Here is a 22,877-nt window from a genome sequence, read left to right on the forward strand (position 1 = left end):
AGTTTTTGCGTGGGATCGTAGCAGCGCCGTCGCAATTCACAAGCGCGTTTCCGAGGGGCGTGTGATGCATCTGTTGTTGGCGCAGAAAGGCTCTATTTCGGACGGAGGCGGCGAGGCGGTCGATCTCGGACAGACGCCCGGCGATATCTGCGTGCTGTCGGCAGCCGACACCGAACTGGCAAGCCTTGCCGCAGCCAATCCAGGCACCGGCCGCACACTTCGGCTCGTCAACCTGCTGCAGCTCAAACATCCGATGTCCGTCGATACCTGGATCGAGCGGACAGGCCGGCATGCGCGGATGATCGTCGTGCGCATTCTCGGTGGTGCCGGCTACTGGCCCTACGGGCTGGAGGCGATCCACGCTGCGGCCGCCGAGCACGGCATCGCGCTCGCCGTTCTGCCGGGAGACGACAAGCCGGATCCCGGTTTGCAACGCTTCTGCACCATCGAGGCTGACCGGTGCGACCTGTTGTGGCGCTTTCTGCTGGAAGGTGGGGCGCAGAACGCCGGGGATTTCTTTGCCGCTTGTGGCGCGATCCTCGATGGCGGGACGATCGGTGCTAAGTCCGCGCCGCTTCTGAAAGCCGGCGTGTTTGGCGAACCGCTGGCGGAAGGCAACGCCGGCAAGGCGGCGGTCGTCTTCTACCGGGCGCTCGTGCAGTCGGGCCAGACCGCGCCGGTCGAGGCGCTCGCCGATGCGCTCGCGGCGCGAGGGCTCGGCGTACTTCCGGTCTTCGTTTCAAGCCTCAAAGACCCGGTGTCGGCAGCCACGGTCGACAGGCTGTTCGGCGAGCATCAGCCCGATGTGGTGATCAATCTGACCGGGTTCGCGGTCTCCGCGCCCGGCGCGGATCGCGTGCCGACCGTGTTGGAGAGGGACGGCGCGCCGGTGATCCAGGCGGTTCTGTCCAGTTCGCCAAGGACGGTTTGGCAGGACTCGCCGCAGGGACTGAACGCGCGCGATCTCGCCATGAATGTGGCACTGCCGGAAGTCGATGGCCGGGTGTTGTCGCGGGCGATTTCATTCAAGAGCGCCAGTGTTTGGGACGAAGCGACCGAGTGCAACATCGTCACCCACGAGCCGGTCGATGACCGGGTGGAATTCGTGGCTGCGCTTGCCGGGCGCTGGGCGCGTCTGCGGCGCAAACCCGCCGCCGAGAAGCGCGTGGCGCTCGTGCTCGCCAATTATCCCAACCGCGACGGGCGGCTTGCCAATGGTGTCGGCCTCGACACACCGGCGGGGACGGTCGAGGTGCTGCGCGCATTGCGGGCGGAAGGGATTGAGACCGGCGAACTACCGCCAGATGGCGATGCGCTGATCGAGCATTTGAAACGCGGGCCGACCAACGCGGCCGATGACGCTAGGGAAATTCGCGAGCGGATAAGTCTGAGCGATTACAGGGTGTTCTTCGCGCAGCTTCCGAAGTCGATTCAGGATGATGTGCGCGGCCGCTGGGGGCGGCCGGAGGATGACCCGTTCTTCCGCGATGGTGTGTTCGCGTTGCCGCTTGCCCGGTTCGGGGAGACTTTCGTCGGCATCCAACCGGCGCGCGGCTACAACATCGATCCGAAGGAAAGCTACCATTCGCCGGATCTGGTGCCGCCGCATGGCTACATCGCCTTCTACGCCTATCTGAGGACCGTCTGCGACATCGACGCCATCGTGCACATGGGCAAGCACGGCAATCTGGAATGGCTGCCGGGCAAGGCGTTGGCACTGTCGGAAACCTGCTGGCCGGAGGCGGTGCTCGGCCCGATGCCGCATGTCTATCCGTTTATCGTCAATGATCCCGGCGAGGGCACGCAGGCGAAGCGGCGGACATCCGCCGTGATCATCGATCATCTCACGCCGCCATTGACGCGGGCCGAAAGTTACGGGCCGCTGAAAGACCTGGAAGCGCTGGTCGATGAGTATTACGAAGCCGCCGGCGGCGATCCGCGCCGGTTGAAAGTCCTGAAGCGCCAGATACTCAACCTCGTGCGCGATATCGGGCTCGACCACGACGCCGGCATCGCGGCCCGCGACGACAGCGAGGAGGCGCTCGCCAAACTCGATGCCTATCTGTGCGACCTGAAGGAGATGCAGATCCGCGACGGATTGCATATTTTCGGCCGCGCGCCGGAAGGGCGTTTGCTGACCGATCTCGTCGTCGCGCTGGCGCGCGTGCCGCGCGGTCTGGGCGAAGGTCCGGATCAGAGCCTGCAGCGCGCCCTCGCGGCCGATCTTGCGTTGCCGTTCGATCCGCTCGATTGCGACATGGCCGCGCCCTGGAGCGGGACGAAACCCGATGCGCTACGGGAGGTGTCGCAGGATGCCTGGCGAACCGCCGGCGATACGGTGGAACGGATCGAGTTGCTGGCGAACCGGCTTGTTGCCGGCAAGTTGCCTTGCCCGCCCGGCTGGCCGTCAACGCGGGCGGTTCTGGAATGTGTCACAAGGCAATTGCGGCCCGCGGTCGAGGCCTGCGGACAGGCCGAGATCGACGGGATCATGACGGCGCTTGCCGGGCGCTTCGTCGAACCGGGCCCGTCCGGCGCACCGACGCGCGGGCGGCCAGACGTGTTGCCGACTGGCCGCAACTTCTATTCCGTCGACAGCCGGGCCGTGCCGACCGAGACCGCGTGGGAACTGGGGCGCAAATCGGCCGAGCTGCTGGTCACGCGCTACGTGCAGGATCATGGCGAGTGGCCGGTGTCCTTCGGACTGACCGCCTGGGGCACGTCGAATATGCGAACCGGGGGCGACGACATCGCCCAGGCAATGGCGCTGATCGGCGCCAAACCGGTGTGGGACGGCATGTCGCGGCGCGTGACCGGCTACGAGATTGTTCCGGTTGCGAAGCTCGGGCGGCCGCGTGTTGACGTCACGCTGCGCATATCCGGTTTCTTCCGCGACGCATTCCCGGACCAGATCGCGCTGTTCGACAAGGCTGTCAGGGCCGTCGGCGGCCTGGAAGAGGACGAGGCGGACAATCCGCTCGCCGCGCGGATGCGCCGGCAGGCTGCCGAGTTGGAAGAGCAGGGCGAGGATGCGGAAACCGCGCGGCGGCGCGCCGGCTACCGGGTGTTCGGCTCCAAACCCGGCGCTTACGGCGCGGGGCTGCAGGCGTTGATCGACGAGAAGGGCTGGGCCGAACGCGCAGATCTTGCCGAGGCTTATCTCGAGTGGGGCGGTTACGCCTATGGCGCTCAGGCGGAAGGAAAGGTCGAGCGCGGCCTTTTCGAGGAACGCCTGAAGGGCGTGCAAGCGGTCGTCCAGAACCAGGACAACCGCGAGCACGATCTGCTCGATTCCGACGACTACTACCAGTTCGAAGGCGGTATGACGGCGGCGGTCGAGACGTTGAAGGGTGCGCGGCCGGCGATCTATCACAACGACCACTCGCGACCAGAACGCCCGGTGGTACGCACGCTCGAAGACGAGATCGGCCGCGTGGTGCGAGCCCGCGTAGTCAATCCGAAATGGATCGCCGGTGTGATGCGGCACGGCTACAAGGGCGCCTTCGAGATGGTGGCGACGGTCGACTACATGTTCGCGTTTGCGGCGACGACCGGGGCCGTGCGCGACCACCATTTCGATGCCGTTTATCAGGCCTATCTGATGGACGACACGGTGCGCGGCTTCATCGTTGACAAGAACCCGGACGCGATGCGCGAGATGGCCGAGCGGCTCGCCGAGGCGGTCGAGCGCGGGCTGTGGACGCCGAAGAGCAACTCGGCGATGTATAGGCTCAACGAAATGGCGCGCGCCGGAGCGGAAACGTGATCGAAATCAGCACAATCGAGGGTGAGGACGAGGCGTTGGAGCAGCGGCTGCAAGGCATGCTGGACACGCATGCTGAGCGAAACGGCACCGCATTCGATCCGCAGACAGTCGGTTTCGTGGCGCGCGATGGCGATGGCGCATTTCTGGGCGGGCTTTACGACCGGGGCCAGCTTGGCTGGTTTTTTATCAAGCTGCTTGCGCTGGAAGCGCGGGCGCGACAGACCGGTGTCGGCGGGCGGCTGCTGGCGGAAGCCGAGGCGCACGCGCGCGCAAGCGGGCTCATCGGCGTGTTTCTCGACACCTACGAATTCGAGGCGCCGGGCTTTTATGCCAAGCTCGGCTACAAGGAGTTCGGCCGGTTGCCCCCCGTGGGCGGGCATCCGCAGCGCATGTGGTTCGCCAAAACCTTTGGCGTAGAGGAGACGAATTGATGGGCGACGAAGAAAAGACGGTCAATGAGAGCGAGCGCCACGCCGCCAAGATGGCCAAGAAGAAGGCGGCGCGCGACAAGATCATGGCGACGAAGACCGGCGAGAAGGGCCTGGTCATCGTCCATACCGGCAAGGGCAAGGGCAAGTCGACGGCAGCCTTCGGGATGATCTTCCGGCACATCGCGCATGGTCGCAAATGTGCCGTCGTGCAGTTCATCAAGGGCGGCATGGAGACCGGTGAGCGCAACCTGATCGAGGAGCGCTTTGCCGATATCTGCTCGTTTTACACCATGGGCGAGGGTTTCACCTGGGAAACCCAGGACAAGGAACGCGATATCGAGATGGCGCGGGCCGCCTGGGAGAAGGCCAAGGAACTGATCCGCGACGAGACCAACACCATGGTGCTGCTCGACGAAATCAACATCGCCTTGCGCTACGATTATATCGACACCGCCGAAGTGATCGAGTTTCTCGATGCCGAGAAACCGGCCATGACCCATGTCGTGCTGACCGGCCGCAACGCCAGCGAAGAACTGATCGAGGCGGCCGATCTCGTGACCGAAATGGAACTGGTCAAACACCCATTCCGATCCGGTATCAAGGCGCAGATCGGCGTGGAGTGGTGAGGACATGCGCCGCGATGCGGTAGTTCTCGGCGCGGGCATTGTCGGCGTCGCGACGGCAATCCACCTGCGCAAGCGCGGTCTGTCAGTGGCGCTTGTCGACCGGCGCGCGCCTGGCGAAGAAACAAGCCATGGCAATGCCGGGCTCATCCAGCGCGAGGGCGTGCATCCCTACATGTTTCCGCGCAACGCCGCCGACATCCTGCGGGCCGCGTTCAGGCGTGGCACGGACGCCGACTACCACCTCTCGGCGTTGCCGCATGTGGCGCCATTCCTGCTGCGCTACTTTCGAGCCTCCGCGTCGGAAAAGGCGCGCCGGACTTTTCTGGCCAACATCCCGCTGTTCGAGCGTTGTCTGGACGCGCATGCGACGCTGATGCGCGAGGCCGGTTCGGAGCACCTTGTCTCCAGACGCGGCTGGATCCGTGTGTTCCGCGATGAACGAGCGATTCCCGACGCCGAGCGCAAGGTTGGCGAACTGCGCGATCTGGGGCTGACCGTCGATCCGCTGGATGACGCGGGGTTGCGGGCGCTCGAGCCGCATCTGGATACCGCGGAAATCAACGGCGCGATGCACTATCACGATCCGTGGAACTGCAGCGATCCCGGTGCGCTGGTCAAATCCTACGCGGCGCTGTTCGAAACGCTGGGTGGCGAACTCGTTACGGCCGAAGTCCGGAGTGTTGAGCGGCGTGAAGGAGGCTGGCATGTCGAAACTGCAGAACAGGGCATTTCTGCGGACCATGTTGTGGTCGCGCTCGGGCCGTGGTCGCGGCAGATGGCCGAGCGGCTTGGAATTCGGCTGCCGATGGGGATCAAGCGCGGCTATCACAGGCATTTCGCGCCGGCGGGCAACGCCTATCTGACGCGCCATATCGTCGACGACCAATGCGGCTATGTGCTGGCGCCGATGGTGCGCGGTATCCGGCTGACGACAGGAGCGGAGTTCGCCCGTCAGCACGCGCCGCCGACGCCTAGGCAACTGCGCCGCGTGCTGCCGCTGGCGCGGCAACTGTTTCCGCTTGGCGACGCAGTAGACGATGCGCCCTGGATCGGTTGCCGGCCCGTGTTTCCCGACATGCTTCCGGTCCTGGGGCCTGCGCCGTCCCTGCCGGGGCTGTGGCTCAATTTCGGACACGGCCATCACGGGTTCACGCTCGGCCCGGCGACAGGAGAGCTGCTGGCACAGATGATTGCCGGTGACGAGCCGTTCTGCGACCCGGCGCCTTATGCGGCGTCGCGCTTCATCGGCGGGGCGTAGGCCGCCGTCCTGCGGAGGCGTTCACAACCAACGCGGGGTGTTTGCGCGGTACTGCTCATAGGCAGCGCCGTAGGTGCGGGCGAGCCATCTTTCCTCGAACGGCACCGCAAATGCATAAAGCGCGGCAAGCGCCGCCGCTGCGATCAATGCCGGCCATGAGGCGGCCAGAAGCACCCAGCCGAGACAAAGCGCGACATTGGCCAGATAGGTCGGATTGCGGGTCCGCGCGAAGGGGCTTTTGGTGACGAGGCCATTGTCGGCGCCCATCGATTGGTCCAGTCCGAGCCGAACGATCGCCCAGGAACTGACCGAACTGGAAACGAAGGTCAGCGGGAAGCCGACATACCAGCGAACGAAATCGGGCCAGTTCCAGGCGTTCCAGCCGGCTCGACCGGCCAGATAGGCGGCGCCAATGGCGGCGACAGTGACCGTCCATGTCGTTATTCGGGCCCGGAAGCCGAATTGACGCGGCGGCCAGATGGCGCGATCTGGATGCCGGTCCGACCAGGCGATCAATACAGCGACCGCGATACAAAGAGCCAGAGTTATCAGTGCGTATGCATAGGCCATCGCCGAACTATACGCTCGGTTCGGGCGGGCGGATTGGCGATTTCTTCAGGAAGTGAGCGCGTCCGGACGCGATGACCGGCGAATGTCCGTGATTGCTAGAATTGTAAACAGTTTCTTAAGGTTGCGGTGAGCCTCGCCCGGGTAAGAACAGCTGTGCCTCAATGAGTTTGGCATGGGTCGGGCATGAATTTCGTTGCGCAGATGAAAAGGGCGAGCAAGCAGGTTGCAACCGAATGCAGCGTGCTCTTTGCCTCTGTGCCCGGACTGGAAGTCTCAGCCTTGTCCGAAGAGCTTTGTGCCATTCTGGCCATTCAGTCGCTCGCTATTGAAGGCGACGACTTCACGGGCCCGAACCGCGTCGTCGCATTCAGGGCTGCCGCTTGCGAAGTCACCATCGAACTGAGCGAGACGATCAGGCCACGTGCGGCCTATTTCGACGCGCTCGACTGGCCGCTGCTGCATCGCACATTTCCTGAGGTCGAAGACCGGCTGGCGAAGCATATGGCGCAGGTGCACATCACCGTGGAGACCGAGTATGATGCGATTGCCGGTGCCGGCCGGATCGGTCTGGGTGCCACGCATTATGCACGCGCGCAGCTCGCTGGCGCGGTGGTGACCGCCATCTGCCGGCTCGCAACGCCCTTGGCGATCCACTGGAAATCCTGCGAGATGCTGTTTCACCCGGAGAGCTTTGTCGCCGCCCTCGACACCGACCCTGTTTCCGCATTCGTGCGTGCGACGCCGTTTTCGAGCAATCGCGAAATCGACGAGGTGCGGCTGATCGGTGCGTCGACACGCGGCGCGTCGGAATTTCTCGGAACCGAGGCGGTGCTGGAGGAAGCGCCGTTGCCGCTCGATTGGGTGATGGCGACCTTGTCGGGGTTTGTCTCTCATTGTCGGGACCGGGGCGCTTATCCGCCACATCTGGAAAAATATCTGACTGAAACCGGCGATCAGATCGTGGTTCGTCATCTTGCCGCTACTCCGGAAATCGTCGAGCCGCATGTGTCGCTTGAGGTATGCAAAGCGCCGGCATTCGGCTTCGACATTGCTTCGGCCGACTTCGAAGACTTGAGGCCCCCGCGGCGCGCGGTCTCGTGGAACGGCGTGGAACGGCGGTCGCGGCCGAAATCGGCGAAAACCTTCGGACGACGCGGACTGCGCTAGTCCTTACCATCCGAGCGCGAGGCGCAGAGGATGCGCCGGATCGGCAACCAGCCGAACCGCCAGAGTAATGCAGACAACTACCAGCAGCGGCTTGATGAGACGCGCGCCGCGCCGCATGGCCAGCCGCGCGCCGAGTTGCGCGCCTACGAATTGCGCAATCCCCATGATGATCGCCGTCTTCCAGAGTACCGCGCCAGCCAGCGAAAACAGCACAAGACCGCCGAGATTGGAGGCGAGATTGAGCAGCTTGGTGTGCGCGGTCGCCTTCAATACGCCGTAGCCGGCCAGCGCGACAAAGGCGAGCATGAAAAATGAACCGGTGCCGGGGCCGAACAACCCGTCATAAAAGCCGATCAGCGGGACAATGGCCGCTGCGAACATGGCCGGCGGCAGTCGTTCGGCCCGGTCGTTGTCGTCCAACCCCGGGCGCAGCGCGAAGTAGAGTGCAATCGCCACCAGCAGCAGCGGCAAGACCGCACCGAAGATCGCGCCGGGCACAACGGTCGCCACAAGCGCGCCGAGGATGCTGCCGGCAAAGGCGAGAAGCGCTGGCAGGGTTTGCGCGGCCAGCCGGACGAGTCCGTGGCGGGCATAACTCAAGGTCGCCGATACGGTGCCGAATACTCCCTGCGCCTTGTTGGTGCCGAGCGCGTCGACCGGCGATGCGCCAGCCAGCAGCAGCGCGGGAATTGTGATCAGTCCACCACCACCGGCAATCGAATCGACGAAGCCGGCCAGGAAGGCGGCCGCGGCAAGCAGCAGGACGATATCGGTGGCAAACTCGAACATGTACTTTCCGGAACACTGAAATCCGGCTTCGGCGCGTACCCCAAGCGACCCGGTTTTGCAAAGCAGCGTTTTAGGGTTAGCCTTGTGGCAGATGGAGGTGCGGATGCCCGGAGGGTTGCTCGCCGCGGTACGCAGGAGGCTGGAACGCGAAAGGGCGGTGCGCATGGTCGCCGGCGATCCCGCACTGACGGCGGAGCTTCTGCTCCTGTTTAGAGTGATCCTCGCCGATGGCGAGGTGCGCGAACGCGAACTGGAGGCATTCAGGCGGGTGTGCCGCGAAAGCTTCGGTATCGACCCGGATGTGATGGACGGCGTCTACCAGTATCTGCAGGACTTCGCCTACGAAATGTCCCCGGCGCAAGCGGCGGCGGTGTTCAAGGATTTGCCGTTGCAACGCCGGCAAACCCTGCTTGACAACATGATCGCCATCGCCAGTGCAGACAGCGACATCGATCCGCGAGAGCACAAATTCGTCGCCCGAATCGCGGAGATGCTGGACTTCGATCTCAAGGGCGGTGCGCCCGCAGATTGAAAAACGTCGCATTCCGGGTTGCCCAAGTCGCTGCGACAATTGACGCCGTCAACGCCGGTCCTTAGGTTCGCGGCGTTATCGACAGTGCCCCGACCGATTCCGGGGCCGGAGAGATGTCCGTTGCAGCCGACCCAAACCGGGGGCCGAGCAGGGGAACTGTCGCAAGGTCCAGGTCCGTGGCCGCCAACGCGGCCATTGCATCTGTTGATAACCGAACACGGACCTTGAGGGCGAAAACCATGAGAACTGCATTCTTCACCGCTGCTGCGGCCATCGCGTTTGTCGCATTCCCGGCGCATGCGCATTTCGGTCATGTTGGCGAACTGGCCGGTCACAGCCACTGGATCGGTGTCGCCGCAGCCGGTGCTGCCGCTGCCATCGCGATTGGCCTGTCGGTGCTTGGCAAGAAGAGCAAGGATCGCAAGGACGAAGAAGAGGCCGAGGCGGCGGATGCCGGCGAGGCCGAGACCGAAGCCGAAGCAAAGGCCTGAGCGATGACGAACGGTGCCGACAACGGCAAGCGCTACGGCATCATGGTTTGCGGCCACGGCAGCCGCAATCAGAACGCCGTCGGCGAGTTTTCCAAACTGGCCGTCCGGCTGCGCGAGCGGTTTCCGCAGTGGCCGGTCGAATATGGCTATCTGGAGTTCGCCAATCCGGTCCTGCACAAGGGGCTTGACGCGCTGAAGGACCGGGGCGTCACCGACATCCTGGCGGTGCCCGGCATGCTGTTTGCCGCCGGTCACGCCAAGAACGACATCCCGTCGGTGCTCAACAGCTATCAGGCGAAAAACCGCGATATCAGAATCGATTACGGGCGCGAGCTCGGCATCGACCTGAAGATGATCCGGGCTGCCGGCGCGCGCATTCGCGAGGCGCTGGACGCGGCATCCTCCGACGTGCCGATGGAGGAGACCATGCTGGTCGTCGTCGGTCGCGGCGCATCCGATCCGGACGCCAATTCCAATGTCGCCAAGGTCATGCGCATGCTGTGGGAGGGCATGGGTTTCGGCTGGGGCGAAACGGCTTATTCGGGCGTGACCTTTCCGCTGGTCAAGCCGGCGCTGGAGCATGCCGCAAAGCTCGGTTACCGGCGTATCGTCGTGTTCCCGTACTTCCTGTTCACTGGTGTGCTGGTGAAGCGCATCTACAGCCAGACCGACGAGGTGGCGGCGGCCAATCCCGACATCGAGTTCGTCAAGGCGCCCTATCTCAACGACCACGATCTGGTGATCGAGTGCTTTGCCGACCGCGTCGGCGAGATCCTCGAGGGCACCAACAACATGAACTGCCAGATGTGCAAGTACCGCGAACAGGTGCTTGGCTTCGAGGCGGAAGTCGGCCAGGCGCAGGAAAGCCATCACCATCATGTCGAGGGTGTCGGCGGGGCGCCGGAAAACTGCCCGTGCAACGGCGATTGCGACGGGCGCTGCCGCAACGAAGCGTTCTGCAAGACGCACGGCATCGAGTGGACACCGGTGCATGCCCATGCCCATGCGCACGACCATGATCACGGCCATAGCCATGATCATGATCACGCGCATCACCACCATCATCCCTATCCGCATGCCGATCACCCGCTCGGGCCGAAGAGCATGCAAAAGGGTGGGAGCTGAGTGGCGACGCCGATGATGGACTATGTCCGCGAGCCGGACGCGATCTACCGGCAATCCTTCGAGATGATCGGCCAGGTCGCGGAACTCGCCGACGTGCCCGAGGCAATCCGGCCGGTGGTAACGCGGATCGTGCATGCCTGCGGCATGCCGGAGATCGTCGCGAGCCTGCGCTTTAGCGACGGCATCGCCGAGGCGGTGCGCAGCGCGCTGGCCGGGGGCGCCGACATCTATTGCGATGTCGAGACGCTGCGCCACGGCGTCATGCAGCGCCTGTTGCCGGATGGTTGCGCGCTGCATTGCGCGATCACCGCGCCGGAGACTGCGCGCTACGCGAAACGCGAGAAGATGACGCGTGCTGCCGCGCAGGTCGATCTGTGGGGCGACAATCTCGCCGGCCAGATTGTCGCCATCGGCAACGCGCCGACGACCCTGTTCCGGCTTCTGGAGCGGATCGATGCCGGCGCGGCCAAGCCGGCGGCGATCATCGCCTTTCCGGTCGGTTTCGTCGGCGCGGCGGAATCCAAGGACGAACTGGCGGCCGATCCGCGCGGCATACCCTTCATCACGCTTACGGGTCGCTGGGGTGGCACGGCGATGGCGCAGGCGGCCGTCAACGGGCTTGCCGGCGGACTATCGACATGAACACGCGGCGATGCCCGGCTTGCGGGTTCGAGGCGCCGATGGCCGATGGGCCGGTGCACGAGTACCTGACAGTCAGCCCGGAGTGCTGGGCACAGTTCAATGTCTCGATGGCGCTGCATTACTCCGAGTTTGCTTATTGGAGGGCACATCAGTTGCTGGTCGATGCCTACACGCTGCAACATTCACCCGGAACGGATCGCCGCGCCGTGCAATCGGCGGCGTTGCATCTCGCTGCCCTCGTGCACGCGATTGAAAACCCCGACGCGCCCGACGCCCGGACGATCCGCCTGCGCAAGGGTCTCGCCGGGCGCGACGACCTGTTTCCTGTATTCGATCCCTATCCGACGGCCAGCATCACAATCGCCAGTGTCGATAACGAAAACGGACCGGACGCCCATTGGGACACGGTCTGCGCCTTTGCGCGCGCGGTCTACGATGACTGGCAGGTTCATCACGGCGCGGCGCACAAGATGATTGCCGAGGTGCTGCAATGACGGATGGCGAACACCAGAAGCGTTGGCTGCACATCGTCGGCATTGGCGAAGACGGCATGGCCGGCCTGTCACCGGAGGCGGGTGGTCTGGTCGAGAATGCCGAGGTGATTGTTGGCGGCGACCGGCATCACGACCTCGCGCCGAACGTCAAGGCCGAGCGGATCGCCTGGCCGTCGCCCTTCGATGCGATGATCGAGACAATCCGCGGTTTTCGGGGCCGTCGCGTGGTCGTGCTGGTGACCGGCGACCCGCTCTGGTACTCGGTCGGCGCGCGCATCACCCGGTCGATCCCGGCTGACGAGATCACCTTTCACCCGCAATTGTCGGCGTTCCAGTGGGCGGCCTGCCGCATGGGCTGGTCGCTTGCCGATGTCGAGACGCTGACCGTACATGGCCGGGCGGCCGAGCAAATCCTGCCATGGTTCGCACCCGGCGTGCGCATGCTTCTGCTGACCAAGGATGCGACGTCACCGGCAACGGTGGCGACGCTGCTGGCCGAACGCGGTTACGGCGCATCGCGGCTGACTGTGCTGGCTGCGTTGGGCGGTCCGAACGAGAAGCGCTTCGACGGGATTGCCGAGGGCTGGGCGCGGGACGTCCCCGACTTCCATGTGCTGGCGGTCGAGTGTGTCGCCGGCCCGGACGCGGAAATCCTGCCGCGCACCGGCCTGCCGGATGACGCGTTCGTGCATGACGGCAAGATAACCAAGCGGACCGCGCGAGCGCTGGCGCTCGCCAAACTGGTGCCGGTGCGCGGTGGCGTGTTGTGGGATGTCGGCTGCGGCTGCGGTTCGATTGCGGTCGAGTGGATGCGCGCTGGTTGGGAAGCCAAGGCTTACGGTATAGAGCCGAAACCGGCACGCCGTGACATGGCGCGAGCCAATGCGCTGAAACTCGGCGCGCCGAAACTGGAGCTGGTGGACGGCACCGCGCCTGCGGCGCTGGACGGGTTGCCGGCTCCGGACGCGGTATTCGTTGGCGGCGGAATTTCGCATGAAACCATAGAGACTTGCATGGCAACCTTGAAGCCGCATGGCAGGCTGGTTGCGCATGCCGTCACGCTGCAGAGTGAAACGGTCCTGCTTGCCGCCTTCGATAAGCATGGTGGCGAGTTGCAGCGCATCTCGACCGAAACCGCCGAACCTGTCGGGCCGTTCCACGGCTGGCGACCGTCGATGACGGTGACGCAATGGGCATGGGTGAAGCGCCCATGACCGGCAAGCTTTACGGGTTGGGTGTCGGTCCGGGTGATCCGGAACTCTTGACGCTGAAAGCGCATCGCATCCTGACGGAATCGCCTGTCGTCGCCTATCCGGCACCTGACAGCGGCGAGAGTTTCGCGCGCGCGATCGTTGCTGGCCACCTCTCTCCCTACCAACTCGAAATCCCGATCGTCGTGCCAATGCGCGCGGAACGCTTCCCGGCGGCTGAAATCTACGACAAGGCGGCCGGCGAGATTGCAGGGCACCTCGACGCCGGGCACGACGTCGCCGTGCTGTGCGAGGGCGACCCGTTTTTCTACGGCTCCTTCATGTATCTGTTCGAGCGGCTCGGCCAGCTTTTTCCAACAGAGATCGTGCCCGGCGTGTCGTCGCTGGTCGCATCGGCGGCGGCGTTGGCGCGTCCGCTTGCCGCGCGCAACGACGTACTAACCGTGATACCGGGGCCGCTGCCCGACGCCGAACTGGAGGCGCGCATCAAAGGCGCCGACACGCTGGCGATCATGAAGGTCGGCCGGCATTTCGCGCGCATTCGCGCTCTGATCGAAGAGATGGGCCTGACGGACGTCGCCGGCTATTGCGAGCGCGTCAGCCTTGCCGAGGAACGCATTCTGCCGCTCGCCGGTGTCGTCGAGGATAGCGCACCGTATTTTTCGATGATCCTGATCTACAAGGGCGCGGAAGACTGGATCCGCGCGCTGCCTGCCGGGAAGACAGTTCATGCCCAATGATCCCTTGCCACCGGCCATTGTCGTGTTGAGCGACGCGGCCATGCCGGTTGCCGAAGCGGTGCGCGATGCGACCGGCGGCGTCATCCACGGTCTGCGACCGCGCGTTGCGGCCGGCTCCGGTATCGTCGGTTTCGACGATGTCAAAACGCATCTGCAGTCGCTGTTCCTCGACCGCGTGCCTGTTGTGGCGCTGATGGCGGCGGGCGCGGTGATCCGCATTGTCGCGCCTCTGCTGGCCTGCAAGCACGACGAACCGCCAGTCGTCGCGGTGGCCGAAGACGGGCACGCCGCCGTGCCGCTCCTGGGCGGACATCGCGGCGCAAACCGGCTGGCGCAGGACATCGCCTTTGCGCTTGGCGGCATGTCGGCGGTGACGACTGCGGGCGACCTTCGTTATGGCGTGGCGCTTGACGCGCCGCCGGACGGCTATGCTCTGGCCAACCCCGGCGCGGCCAAGATCGTCATGGCCGACCTGCTCGGCGGTGCACAGGCGAGGCTCGAAGGCGACGCGCCGTGGCTGGTTGAAAGCGGGATACCTTTGTCGGCGGAGGGTGCTGTAAAACTGACCGTGACCGAAAAGGCGGTCGAGCCCGGCGCGGGGGAACTCGTCTATCATGCGAAACGATTGACACTCGGCATCGGCTGCGAGCGCGGCTGTCCGCCGGAAGACGCGGTCAAACTGGCGCGCGCGACGCTCGATGCGGCGGGACTGGCCGGCTACGCGGTCGGCGCGGTGGTCTCCATCGACCTGAAGGCCGACGAGGTTGCCGTGCATGCGGTTGCAGACGCGCTCGGCGCGCCGGCGCGGTTCTTCGATGCGCCAACGCTGGAGGCCGAAACGCCGCGGCTTGCCAATCCGTCCGATGTCGTCTTCGCCGAGGTCGGCTGCCACGGCGTTGCCGAAGGCGCGGCGCTGGCCGCTGCCGGACCGGAAGGCGCACTGATTGTCGAGAAACGCAAATCGGCGCGCGCCACCTGCGCCATCGCCCGCGCGCCGCAGGTGCTGATACGGGCGGCGCTGCCGGGCCGGGCGCGCGGCACGCTTTTCGTGGTCGGGATCGGGCCGGGCGCGGAAGCCTGGCGGTCGCCGGAAGTCAGCCGCATGGTCGCCGCGTCGTCGGATCTCGTCGGCTACTCGCTCTATCTCGACCTGCTCGGCCCGCTGGCCGCCGGCAAGACGCGCCACGATTTCGATCTCGGCCGCGAGGAGGACCGGGTGCGCCACGCCATGGAACTGGCGGGCGAGGGCCGCGACGTGGCACTGGTCTGTTCTGGCGACGCCGGCATCTATGCCATGGCGACGCTGGTTTTCGAACTGATCGACAAGGGCGGCGTTTCGGATGCCGCGCAACGCATCGAGATCAAGGTTTCGCCCGGCATCTCCGCCTTGCAGGCGGCAGCCGCGCGCGCCGGCGCGCCGCTCGGCCACGATTTCTGCACCATCTCGCTGTCCGACCTGCTGACGCCGTGGGAGGACATCCAGCGCCGCGTCCGGGCGGCGGGAGAGGGCGATTTCGTCATCGCCTTCTACAATCCGGTGTCGAAGAAACGGCGCACCCAGCTTGCCTGGGCGCGCGACGAGTTGCTGAACCACCGCCCCGCCGACACGCCGGTCATCCTGGCGACCAATCTCGGCCGCGACGGCGAAACGGTGCGCGTCGTGCCGCTGGGCGAGTTGAATGTCGACGATGTTGACATGCTGACCGTCGTCATCGCCGGTTCGTCCGACAGCCGCGCGGTTGCCACCGGCGACGGCAGGACATGGATCTACACGCCGCGCGGTTATGCCGGCAAGACGGGCACGCGCATGGAGAAGGCGTCATGACGGTTCATTTCATCGGCGCCGGACCCGGCGCGCACGACCTGATCACGGTGCGCGGTCTGCGGCTGATCGAACGCTGCCCGGTCTGTCTCTATGCCGGTTCGCTGGTGCCAGACGAGATCGTCCAGGCGGCGCCGGCGAATGCGCTGGTGATGGACACCGCGCCGATGCATCTCGACCAGATCATCGCCGAGATCGAAAAGGCGCATGCCGAAGGCAAGGACGTGGCGCGGGTGCATTCCGGCGATCCGTCGATCTATGGCGCGGTCGCCGAACAGATGCGCCGGCTCGACGCGCTCGGCATCGACTATGAGGTGGTGCCGGGCGTGCCCGCCTTTGCCGGTGCGGCGGCGAAGCTGAAGGCGGAACTGACACTGCCGGAAATCGCCCAGACGGTGATTGTCACGCGCACCGGCATGAAGGCGTCGTCGATGCCCGAGGGCGAGCAGCTGGAAGTGCTCGGCCGTTCCGGCGCGACGCTGGCCATTCATCTGTCGATCCGCAATCTCGATTACATCCGTCGGTCGCTGGAGCCTTACTATGGAGCAGACTGCCCGGTGGTGATCGCCTATCGCGCGACCTGGCCAGACGAACTCTATATCCGCACCACGCTGGCCGAAATGAAGGAGAAGGTGCGTGAGGCGAAGATCACGCGCACAGCGCTGGTCATGGTCGGCAAGGTGTTTGGCGAGACCGAGTTTCGCGATTCCGATCTTTACAACTCGGACTTCTCCCACGTGCTGCGCAATCGCGGGAAGAAAAAGGCCTCGGCCTAACTCGCGAAGATCAGGGCCGAGCCGGCGATGACCAGTGCTGCCCCGAGCCACGCCATGGCGGCGGGGCGCTCGCCGGTGCGCATCCACATGACCGGCAGGATGAAGGCCGGGGTCGTCGCCGACAGCGTCGCGACGATGCCGACCTTGCCGCCAACCAGCGCGAACAGCACCAACGTCATGCCGACGCCAAGGCCGAGCATGCCCGACACACCGGTCACGAAGACGAGCCGCAGCGTCAGCGCGGTCTTGGCCTGAATGGCCTGCCAGCCGGTGGCGATCAAAAGCGACAGCGCCAAAACCGAGGTGCCGACCCGCACCGCCGAGGCGGCGATGGGATCGACGCCGGCCTCCATGACCGGACGGGCGATCAGCGAGCCGATTGCCTGGCCGAGCGCTGCAGTCAATCCGAGCGCGACGCCGACGGCAAGCGGGCCCCTGACCGCTTCCCACTGGTGCATCTGCGAAGGCCGTTTGCCGAAGACGATGGCGAGCAGCACGCCGGTAAACACCACCGCGATGCCGGCCAGCTTCTGCGTGGTAATCGCCTCGCCAAGCACCAGCCAGCCGAGAATGGCGGCCATCGGGGCGTTGCAGGAAAACAGGATGTTGGTGCGGCGCGGTCCGAGCCGGTTCATGGTCAAGAACAGCGCCGTGTCGCCCAAAAAAATGCCGATCAGCCCGGACAGCACCAGCGGCGCGAGGTTGGCCGTGCCAATCGTCTGCCAGCCGCCGGTCAGCGCCGCGGTAATTGCCAGCATGACGAAGACCAGCGCCATGCGCAGCCGGTTGAAGGCGACTGCGCCGAGCGCGGCCGATGGGCCGGCGGACACGATGCCCGTGACCGCCCAGGTCAGCGCCGCGCCAAGGGCGGCCAGCTCGTAGATGCTCATGGGCGAAGACCCAACCTTGTCAGGCGGCTGCGCCTTTCTGCGGCACTGTACGAAGTGTCAGCAGGGCAAACACGAAAGCGGCTGTAGCACACAAGGCGATCGCGGTGACCATCGGCAGCGCCGTGCCGTCGAAAAACGGGCCATTGATGACGATCATCAGGCCGCCGACCAGCATTTGCAGTGTTCCACCGAGCGAGGAGGCGAGCCCGGCCTTGTCACCGTGATCGTCGAGCGCCATGACCATGGTTGGCGCCATGACAAGGCCGAAGAACGCATAGGCGACAAACAGCAGCGACATCAGCAGGTACAGCCCGTCGAAGCCCACCGCGACCAATGCCAGGAGCGCGGCAGCGGAAGCTGCGAAACCACCCGTGGCGATCAGCACCATGCGCGCCATGCCGTAACGGTCGCCGAGATTGGGCGCGATCTGCGATGCTGCGAAGAATCCGATGGCGTTGACAGCGAAAGCAAGGCTGAAACCCACCGAACTCAGGCCGTATTGGTTGGTATAGACGAACGAGGCCGAGGACAGAAAAACGAAGAAGCTCGCCATGCCGAACCCGCCGATCAGCGTCAGGCCGAGGAATTTCGGGTCGGTCATCAGTTCGCGCGCGCCGGCAAGCAGCGCGCGCGGCCGTACCGGCACGCGGTGCTCGGGCGTCAGCGTCTCCGGCAACTGAGTGGCGGTAAGCAGGATCGACAGCACGGCGGCGACGGCCAACACCTCGAAAATCAGCCGCCAGTCGCCGATCTCGATCAATCCCGCGCCGGTCAGCGGCGCCAGCATCGGTGAAACGGAGATGACCAACATGATCAGCGCCATCATGCGCGTCGCTTCGCTGCCGGTATAGAGATCGCGGATAATTGCGCGCGGCACGACCATGACTGTTGCGGCGCCAAGGGCTTGAATGAAACGGCCAGCGATCAGCCAGGATATCGAGGGGGCCCAGACACAGACAAGCGAGCCGGCAATGAAGACCGCCAGGCCGACATAGATCGGCTTCTTGCGGCCGATCCAGTCGGCAACCGGACCGTAGACCAGTTGGGCAATGCCAAAGGCGATGAAGTAGGCGGTCAGCGTGGCCTGGGTCGCCGCGATTGTGGTGTTGTAATCCGCCGCGATCGCCGGAAGAGCAGGCAGATACATGTCGATGGCGAAGGGACCGACCCAGGCGAGCAGGCCGAGCACGATGGCCGTACGCAGAAAACCGGGCTGCATGAGTGCCTCCGTAGAGATGACAGTGGATATGGAAAGCAATGCCGGCCGTTCCGGCCCGAGCGCGGCTTCTACTACAGTTCGTTAGGTTAGGCCATAGGGCGATGCATGCCTGTTGACATCAGGCAATCACCGCGCATCATCGGCTTTGGCGGTCCGTGCTGCCGGATCTGCGCAGCGCCAGGACGGTCAGCAGCGGTCCGACCAGTTCAAACACAACGGTCGCTCCGACCGTCGTTGCAATGATGGTTTCGGCGCGGTCGGGAAAGGCATTCGCGGCGACCAGCGCCATGCCCATGGCGACGCCCGCCTGCGGCATCAGCGCAATGCCTATCCAGCGTCGTTCGCCCGCCGGCATGCCGGTCGCGACACCGGCGAGTGGTCCCGAGATCAGCCGTCCAGCCGCCCGCAATGCGATCACCGCGATGCCGAGTGCGCCTATGGAGGCAAGCGTGGCGATATCGAGCGAGGCGCCGGCGAGAACGAAGAACAGCACCATGAATGGCCACTCGATGCGCTCGATCTCGTGGAAGGCGCGGGTGTGGTGACGGGCCAGATTGGCGATGACCATCCCGGCGATCATCGCCGCAAGCAGGAAGGACGCCTCGAGCAAGACCGAAATGCCGCCGATCAGGCAGACGACGCCGATGGCTTCGGCCTGGATCGGTTCGCCACGGCGGATACGTCCGGTCAGGAAGGCGGCGGGTATGCCGATGCCAAGGCCGATCGCGACCGCGCCGCCGATCTCGATGGCAAAAACTTCCGCAGCGGCGTGCAGGCTGCCATCGGTCATGGCTTGCGCTGTCGCCATCAGGATGCCGAACAGGATCAGCCCCCATGCGTCATCGAGCGCCACGACGCCGAGCAGGATCGTCGGGAACGGACCGGTGGCGCGGCTGCGGCGTACTACATCCTCTGTCGCCGCCGGATCCGTCGCCGTCATGATGCCGGCGAAAAGAAGGGCCAGAACCGGGTCGAATCCCAGCGCGATCAGCCCTGTTGCAACAACGAACGCCGTGGCGAGCGCGATCAGCATCGAAGCGCTGATGATCTGCGCGCCGCTTTCGGCAAGTATGCGCCGGGTCAATCGCCCGCCGAGCAGGAAAGACACCATCACCAGCGCCAACACCGACAGGGTCGGATAGATCTCATGCGCCGCGTCGGGCAGCAGGCCGAGGCCGGAGGGACCGATCAGCACGCCGAACAGGACCACGATTGTCACGCGCGGAAGACGTGTGAGGCGGCCGAGCGTTTCCAGCGCGAGGCTGGCCAGTAACAGGACGCCGATGACGATCAGGAGTTGGGCGTTGGGCATGGTCGCGCGTTTCCAATCCCGGCGAATGTGCCAGAGCGCTGACGCCACGCAAAGCCCCTAGATCGCCCTGCCGTCCTCGCACTGCTTCCGCCCGAGATGCGTGGCGAAAGGAAGGTCGGCGAGTTCGTCGACACTCATCCGGGCAATATCGGGATGCGATAGTGGATCGTTGATCCACTGCGCCCGGATTTCGTCGATGGGGTCGGGCTGACGTTTCATCGGATTGCCAAATATGTAGCTGAGCTTGAACATGCATCAGGATATACCGCAAGGTTTTGAATAGAAAAATCGACTTCTGCGATATGATGATATAGATAATCTATATGAAGAACCTGAATCACATTCATCTTTCCGGCTTGCGGGCTGTCGAGGCGGTCGGCCGGCTCGGCACGCTTGGCGCGGCTGCCGAGGAACTTGGCGTGACAGTCGGCGCGGTCAGTCAGCAGGTGCTGCGAACCGAGGAGCGGCTTGGCCGTCCGGTATTCCGGCGCGTCGCCAGGGGATTGCAGAAAACGCCGCTCGGCGAGGAGGTCTGCGCGCGCCTGACGGCCGGTATGGAGGAACTGTCCCGTGCGGTCGCCTTGGCGGAACAGCGGCCGAAGGGCGTGCTGACGATCTCGGTCGCGCCGATCTTCGCCAGCAAATGGCTGGTTTGGAGGCTTGCCGGTTTCAGGGCGGTCGAGCCGGATGTCCGGGTGCGCATCGATGCCGATGTGGAGATCATCGAGCCGGGCTTGGGCGATGTCGATGCCTGCATTCGCGTCGGGCGCGGTGGCTGGTCCGGCGTCGATGCCATGCGATTGATCGAACACCGGATCTCGCCGGTCTGCCATCCTGACCTGGCCGCACGGCTGAACACCCCGGCGGACTTGATGAACGTCCCGGTCATCCGGGAAATGACCCCGTTGTTCGATCCCGACGTTTGGTTGAAGCAGCATGGCCTGGAGCAAGCGCAATTGGGAGACGGGCCGGTCTTTTCGGATGGTGCGCTCGGGCTGGACGCGGCGATTTCCGGGCAGGGCGTGTTCATGGCATGGGAAACGCTGGCCGCCGATGCGCTGGCGCGCGGCAGCATTGTCGAACCGTTTCCGGAGCGGGTGGCGACCGGCATCGCCTACTGGTTCGTCACCGCCAAGGGCGCGAGCCTGCCGCGGCATGTGCGGCGGTTTCGCGACTGGCTGAAGGCCGAACTCGTCGGTTGTGCCGCTGTTCCTAACGGTCGATCATGATGACCGGCACGCTGAGCGCGCGCGCCGCCTCGATTTTGGCATAGGCGCCGGCGCCACCGGAATTGCGGCAGACGATGTGGGTGACGCGGTGCTGTTTGAGCATCGTCGCTTCGTTGGCCGCGTCCGATCCGGGTCTGCCAACCACCAACTCATGGTGGGCGAATGGCAGGGGCGTGGTTGGCGGATCGACCATTCGGACGATGAAATGCACATCGGCGCGGGTTGCGAACATGTCGATATGCTGGCTGCCGAGCGCCAGCAGGACCCGTGCGTCTGGCGGAATCGCATCGCGCGCCTCTTCGGCCGAGCCGGTTTCGATCCAGTTGTCGCCAGCCTGTCTTTCCCACGGCGCGCGGCTGCGGATTTCGAGCGGAATGCCGGTCGCGGCTGCGGCCGCCTTGGCGTTCTTCGAGATGTTTCTGGCGAAAGGGTGGGTGGCGTCGATCAGGCGGGTCACACCTTCGGCGCGCATCCAGCCGGCCAGCCCATCGGCGCCACCGAACCCGCCGATGCGGACCGCGCCTGCGACCGGACGCGGTTCGCGGGTGCGGCCGGCAAGCGATGTGACGATACGCCAGCCCGGGTGCGTGCGCGCCAACTCTGCGGCGAGTTCTGCGGCTTCGCGCGTGCCGCCCAAAATGAGCACGGTCTCGCTCATTGAAAGCCGGTTCTTGCCAGCACTTCGCCATCGCGCGCGGTGACGATCACCTCGACGGCGACCGGCGCGCCGCGCAACGTCTCGAGCGCGGTCTCACGGGCCAGCCGCGCGACTTCGGGCGCGAGATGGATGCCGCTTTCGCGCATTGTTTCAAGCACTTCCTGCGCCGTGTTGGCGTCAAGAATCCGGTTGCTCTCTGCCGGGTCGAGCCCGGCGGCCTTTGCCAGATCGAGCAGAAAACCCATGTCGACCTGGCTGCGCCCGGAGTGCAGGTCAAGCGCGCCTTGCGCCAGCTTCGTCAGTTTGGCGAAGCCGCCGGCGATGGTCAGTTTCGCGACGGGATGGGCCCGAAGATACTTCAAAAGGCCGCCGGCGAAGTCACCCATGTCCAGGAGAGCGATTTCGGGCAATGCGTGGATGCGTTGCGCGGCCGCTTCCGAGGTCGAGCCGGTGGCGCCGAGCACATGGTCGAGCCCGGCGGCGCGCGCCACATCGATGCCACGATGGATGGAGTGGATCCAGGCGGCGCAGGAGAAGGGATGCACGACACCGGTCGTGCCCAGGATCGACAGTCCGCCGACAATGCCAAGCCGCGGGTTCCAGGTCTTTTCGGCGAGCGCCGCGCCGCCGGGCACCGAGATCGCGATCTCATAGTCGGCGGGCACGGCATGAGCGGCGCAAAGCTCTTCGACAACGCCGGTGATCATGGCGCGCGGAACCGGGTTGATCGCCGGCTCGCCAGGGGGAATGGGCAGGCCGGCGCGGGTGACCGTGCCGACACCGTCGCCGGCGCGAAAGATGATGCCGGTTCCGGGCGCAGCGGGCGTCACCCGCACCATTATCATCGCGCCATGAGTCACATCCGGATCATCGCCCGCATCCTTGACGATGCCCGCTTCGGCGAAACCCTCGCCAACCTTTTCCGTGGCGAGCGCGAAGGCTGGCGTCTCGCCCTTCGGCAGCGTGATCGTCACGGGGTCGGGAAAGTCGCCACCGAGCAAAGCGGTCAGCGCCGCCTTGGTGGCTGCGGCAGCGCAGGCGCCCGTGGTCCAGCCGCGGCGCAGCGGACCCGCCGGCCGGCGTCCGGTGGCATCGATTTCGGCTTTGCCCGTAACCATCGCCGCCTTAT

At 65.1% G+C, this 22,877-nt stretch carries 23 protein-coding genes; 15 read left to right on the plus strand and 8 right to left on the minus strand.

Translation table 11 applies throughout. From position 1 onward, the window contains the following. The first annotated feature begins 64 nt into the window (after positions 1–64). The 4 genes from cobN to ACO06R_RS08180 are packed head-to-tail and all read left to right on the plus strand — an operon-like array spanning position 65 to position 6,081. Positions 65–3,766 (plus strand): cobaltochelatase subunit CobN, encoded by a 3,702-nt coding sequence (gene cobN, locus ACO06R_RS08165; protein ID WP_421858313.1) that lies wholly within the window; start codon positions 65–67, stop codon positions 3,764–3,766. Continuing rightward, positions 3,763–4,197, plus strand: a complete 435-nt coding sequence (locus ACO06R_RS08170; protein ID WP_421858315.1) for a GNAT family N-acetyltransferase — start codon at positions 3,763–3,765, stop codon at positions 4,195–4,197. The genes cobN and ACO06R_RS08170 overlap by 4 nt, the downstream gene beginning before the upstream one ends. Continuing rightward, on the plus strand, positions 4,197–4,823 hold the full coding sequence (cobO, locus tag ACO06R_RS08175; protein WP_421858318.1) for a cob(I)yrinic acid a,c-diamide adenosyltransferase: 627 nt from the start codon (positions 4,197–4,199) through the stop codon (positions 4,821–4,823). The genes ACO06R_RS08170 and cobO overlap by 1 nt, the downstream gene beginning before the upstream one ends. 4 nt (positions 4,824–4,827) lie before the next feature. Continuing rightward, on the plus strand, positions 4,828–6,081 hold the full coding sequence (locus ACO06R_RS08180; RefSeq protein WP_421858321.1) for an NAD(P)/FAD-dependent oxidoreductase: 1,254 nt from the start codon (positions 4,828–4,830) through the stop codon (positions 6,079–6,081). Between the two features lie 21 nt (positions 6,082–6,102). Here the strand turns inward: ACO06R_RS08180 and ACO06R_RS08185 are convergent, their stop codons facing one another. Beyond that, complete coding sequence (locus ACO06R_RS08185; protein ID WP_421858324.1) at positions 6,103–6,651, minus strand: methyltransferase family protein; 549 nt, start codon at positions 6,649–6,651, stop codon at positions 6,103–6,105. 183 nt (positions 6,652–6,834) lie between these two features. Here ACO06R_RS08185 and ACO06R_RS08190 point away from each other — a divergent pair, with 183 nt between their 5' ends. Further along, positions 6,835–7,818, plus strand: coding sequence for a hypothetical protein (locus ACO06R_RS08190; RefSeq protein ID WP_421858326.1), 984 nt, complete (start codon positions 6,835–6,837; stop codon positions 7,816–7,818). A gap of 3 nt (positions 7,819–7,821) precedes the next feature. Here ACO06R_RS08190 and ACO06R_RS08195 read toward each other — a convergent pair whose 3' ends face one another. Then, a complete protein-coding gene (locus ACO06R_RS08195) occupies positions 7,822–8,607 on the minus strand; it encodes a TSUP family transporter (protein WP_421858328.1) in 786 nt (261 codons plus the stop codon). A gap of 103 nt (positions 8,608–8,710) precedes the next feature. On the opposite strand from ACO06R_RS08195, the gene ACO06R_RS08200 reads away from it, so the two are divergent. The 9 genes from ACO06R_RS08200 (at position 8,711) to cobM (ending at position 16,440) form a co-directional block, all read left to right on the plus strand. Next, positions 8,711–9,139, plus strand: coding sequence for a TerB family tellurite resistance protein (locus tag ACO06R_RS08200; RefSeq protein WP_421858331.1), 429 nt, complete (start codon positions 8,711–8,713; stop codon positions 9,137–9,139). A 239-nt stretch (positions 9,140–9,378) separates the two neighbouring features. Continuing rightward, positions 9,379–9,630 carry a DUF6732 family protein gene (locus ACO06R_RS08205; protein ID WP_421858333.1) on the plus strand — a complete coding sequence of 84 codons (252 nt, stop codon included), beginning with the start codon at positions 9,379–9,381 and terminating at the stop codon, positions 9,628–9,630. 3 nt (positions 9,631–9,633) lie between these two features. Then, positions 9,634–10,755: a sirohydrochlorin chelatase gene (locus tag ACO06R_RS08210; protein ID WP_421858336.1), complete on the plus strand. Its 1,122-nt coding sequence runs from the start codon at positions 9,634–9,636 to the stop codon at positions 10,753–10,755. Positions 10,756–10,767: 12 nt separating this feature from the next. Beyond that, positions 10,768–11,397 (plus strand): precorrin-8X methylmutase, encoded by a 630-nt coding sequence (locus tag ACO06R_RS08215; protein WP_421858338.1) that lies wholly within the window; start codon positions 10,768–10,770, stop codon positions 11,395–11,397. Further along, on the plus strand, positions 11,394–11,891 hold the full coding sequence (locus tag ACO06R_RS08220) for a DUF5946 family protein (RefSeq protein ID WP_421858341.1): 498 nt from the start codon (positions 11,394–11,396) through the stop codon (positions 11,889–11,891). The genes ACO06R_RS08215 and ACO06R_RS08220 overlap by 4 nt, the downstream gene beginning before the upstream one ends. Next, positions 11,888–13,105, plus strand: a complete 1,218-nt coding sequence (gene cbiE, locus ACO06R_RS08225; RefSeq protein ID WP_421858344.1) for a precorrin-6y C5,15-methyltransferase (decarboxylating) subunit CbiE — start codon at positions 11,888–11,890, stop codon at positions 13,103–13,105. The genes ACO06R_RS08220 and cbiE overlap by 4 nt, the downstream gene beginning before the upstream one ends. Then, on the plus strand, positions 13,102–13,842 hold the full coding sequence (gene cobI / locus ACO06R_RS08230; RefSeq protein ID WP_421859284.1) for a precorrin-2 C(20)-methyltransferase: 741 nt from the start codon (positions 13,102–13,104) through the stop codon (positions 13,840–13,842). The genes cbiE and cobI overlap by 4 nt, the downstream gene beginning before the upstream one ends. Beyond that, the gene (gene cobJ / locus ACO06R_RS08235) at positions 13,832–15,667 is read left to right on the plus strand and encodes a precorrin-3B C(17)-methyltransferase (protein WP_421858346.1); all 1,836 of its coding nucleotides are present in this window, start codon (positions 13,832–13,834) and stop codon (positions 15,665–15,667) included. The genes cobI and cobJ overlap by 11 nt, the downstream gene beginning before the upstream one ends. Then, positions 15,664–16,440, plus strand: a complete 777-nt coding sequence (gene cobM / locus ACO06R_RS08240) for a precorrin-4 C(11)-methyltransferase (protein WP_421858349.1) — start codon at positions 15,664–15,666, stop codon at positions 16,438–16,440. Before cobJ ends, cobM begins: the two co-directional genes overlap by 4 nt. Here the strand turns inward: cobM and ACO06R_RS08245 are convergent. The 4 genes from ACO06R_RS08245 to ACO06R_RS08260 all read right to left on the minus strand — a co-directional run bounded on the left by ACO06R_RS08245 (position 16,437) and on the right by ACO06R_RS08260 (position 20,113). Continuing rightward, positions 16,437–17,330 (minus strand): DMT family transporter, encoded by an 894-nt coding sequence (locus tag ACO06R_RS08245; protein ID WP_421858351.1) that lies wholly within the window; start codon positions 17,328–17,330, stop codon positions 16,437–16,439. The two genes, cobM and ACO06R_RS08245, sit on opposite strands and share 4 nt — an antisense overlap. A 19-nt stretch (positions 17,331–17,349) precedes the next feature. After that, a complete protein-coding gene (locus tag ACO06R_RS08250; protein ID WP_421858354.1) occupies positions 17,350–18,549 on the minus strand; it encodes a multidrug effflux MFS transporter in 1,200 nt (399 codons plus the stop codon). Between the two features lie 136 nt (positions 18,550–18,685). Further along, the gene (locus ACO06R_RS08255) at positions 18,686–19,861 is read right to left on the minus strand and encodes a cation:proton antiporter (protein ID WP_421858357.1); all 1,176 of its coding nucleotides are present in this window, start codon (positions 19,859–19,861) and stop codon (positions 18,686–18,688) included. 57 nt (positions 19,862–19,918) lie between these two features. After that, positions 19,919–20,113, minus strand: coding sequence for a hypothetical protein (locus tag ACO06R_RS08260; RefSeq protein WP_421858359.1), 195 nt, complete (start codon positions 20,111–20,113; stop codon positions 19,919–19,921). A 71-nt stretch (positions 20,114–20,184) separates the two neighbouring features. On the opposite strand from ACO06R_RS08260, the gene ACO06R_RS08265 reads away from it, so the two are divergent. Next, entirely contained in the window at positions 20,185–21,090 is a 906-nt protein-coding gene (locus ACO06R_RS08265) for a LysR substrate-binding domain-containing protein (RefSeq protein ID WP_421858362.1), read from the plus strand. Here ACO06R_RS08265 and ACO06R_RS08270 read toward each other — a convergent pair. Both ACO06R_RS08270 and ACO06R_RS08275 read right to left on the minus strand, forming a co-directional pair. Further along, positions 21,074–21,748, minus strand: a complete 675-nt coding sequence (locus tag ACO06R_RS08270) for a cobalt-precorrin-6A reductase (protein WP_421858364.1) — start codon at positions 21,746–21,748, stop codon at positions 21,074–21,076. The two genes, ACO06R_RS08265 and ACO06R_RS08270, sit on opposite strands and share 17 nt — an antisense overlap. After that, complete coding sequence (locus ACO06R_RS08275; RefSeq protein ID WP_421858366.1) at positions 21,745–22,866, minus strand: cobalt-precorrin-5B (C(1))-methyltransferase; 1,122 nt, start codon at positions 22,864–22,866, stop codon at positions 21,745–21,747. The genes ACO06R_RS08270 and ACO06R_RS08275 overlap by 4 nt, the downstream gene beginning before the upstream one ends. Positions 22,867–22,877 lie beyond the last annotated feature (11 nt).

This window comes from Oricola sp. (assembly GCF_965230365.1).
GTDB lineage: Bacteria > Pseudomonadota > Alphaproteobacteria > Rhizobiales > Rhizobiaceae > Oricola.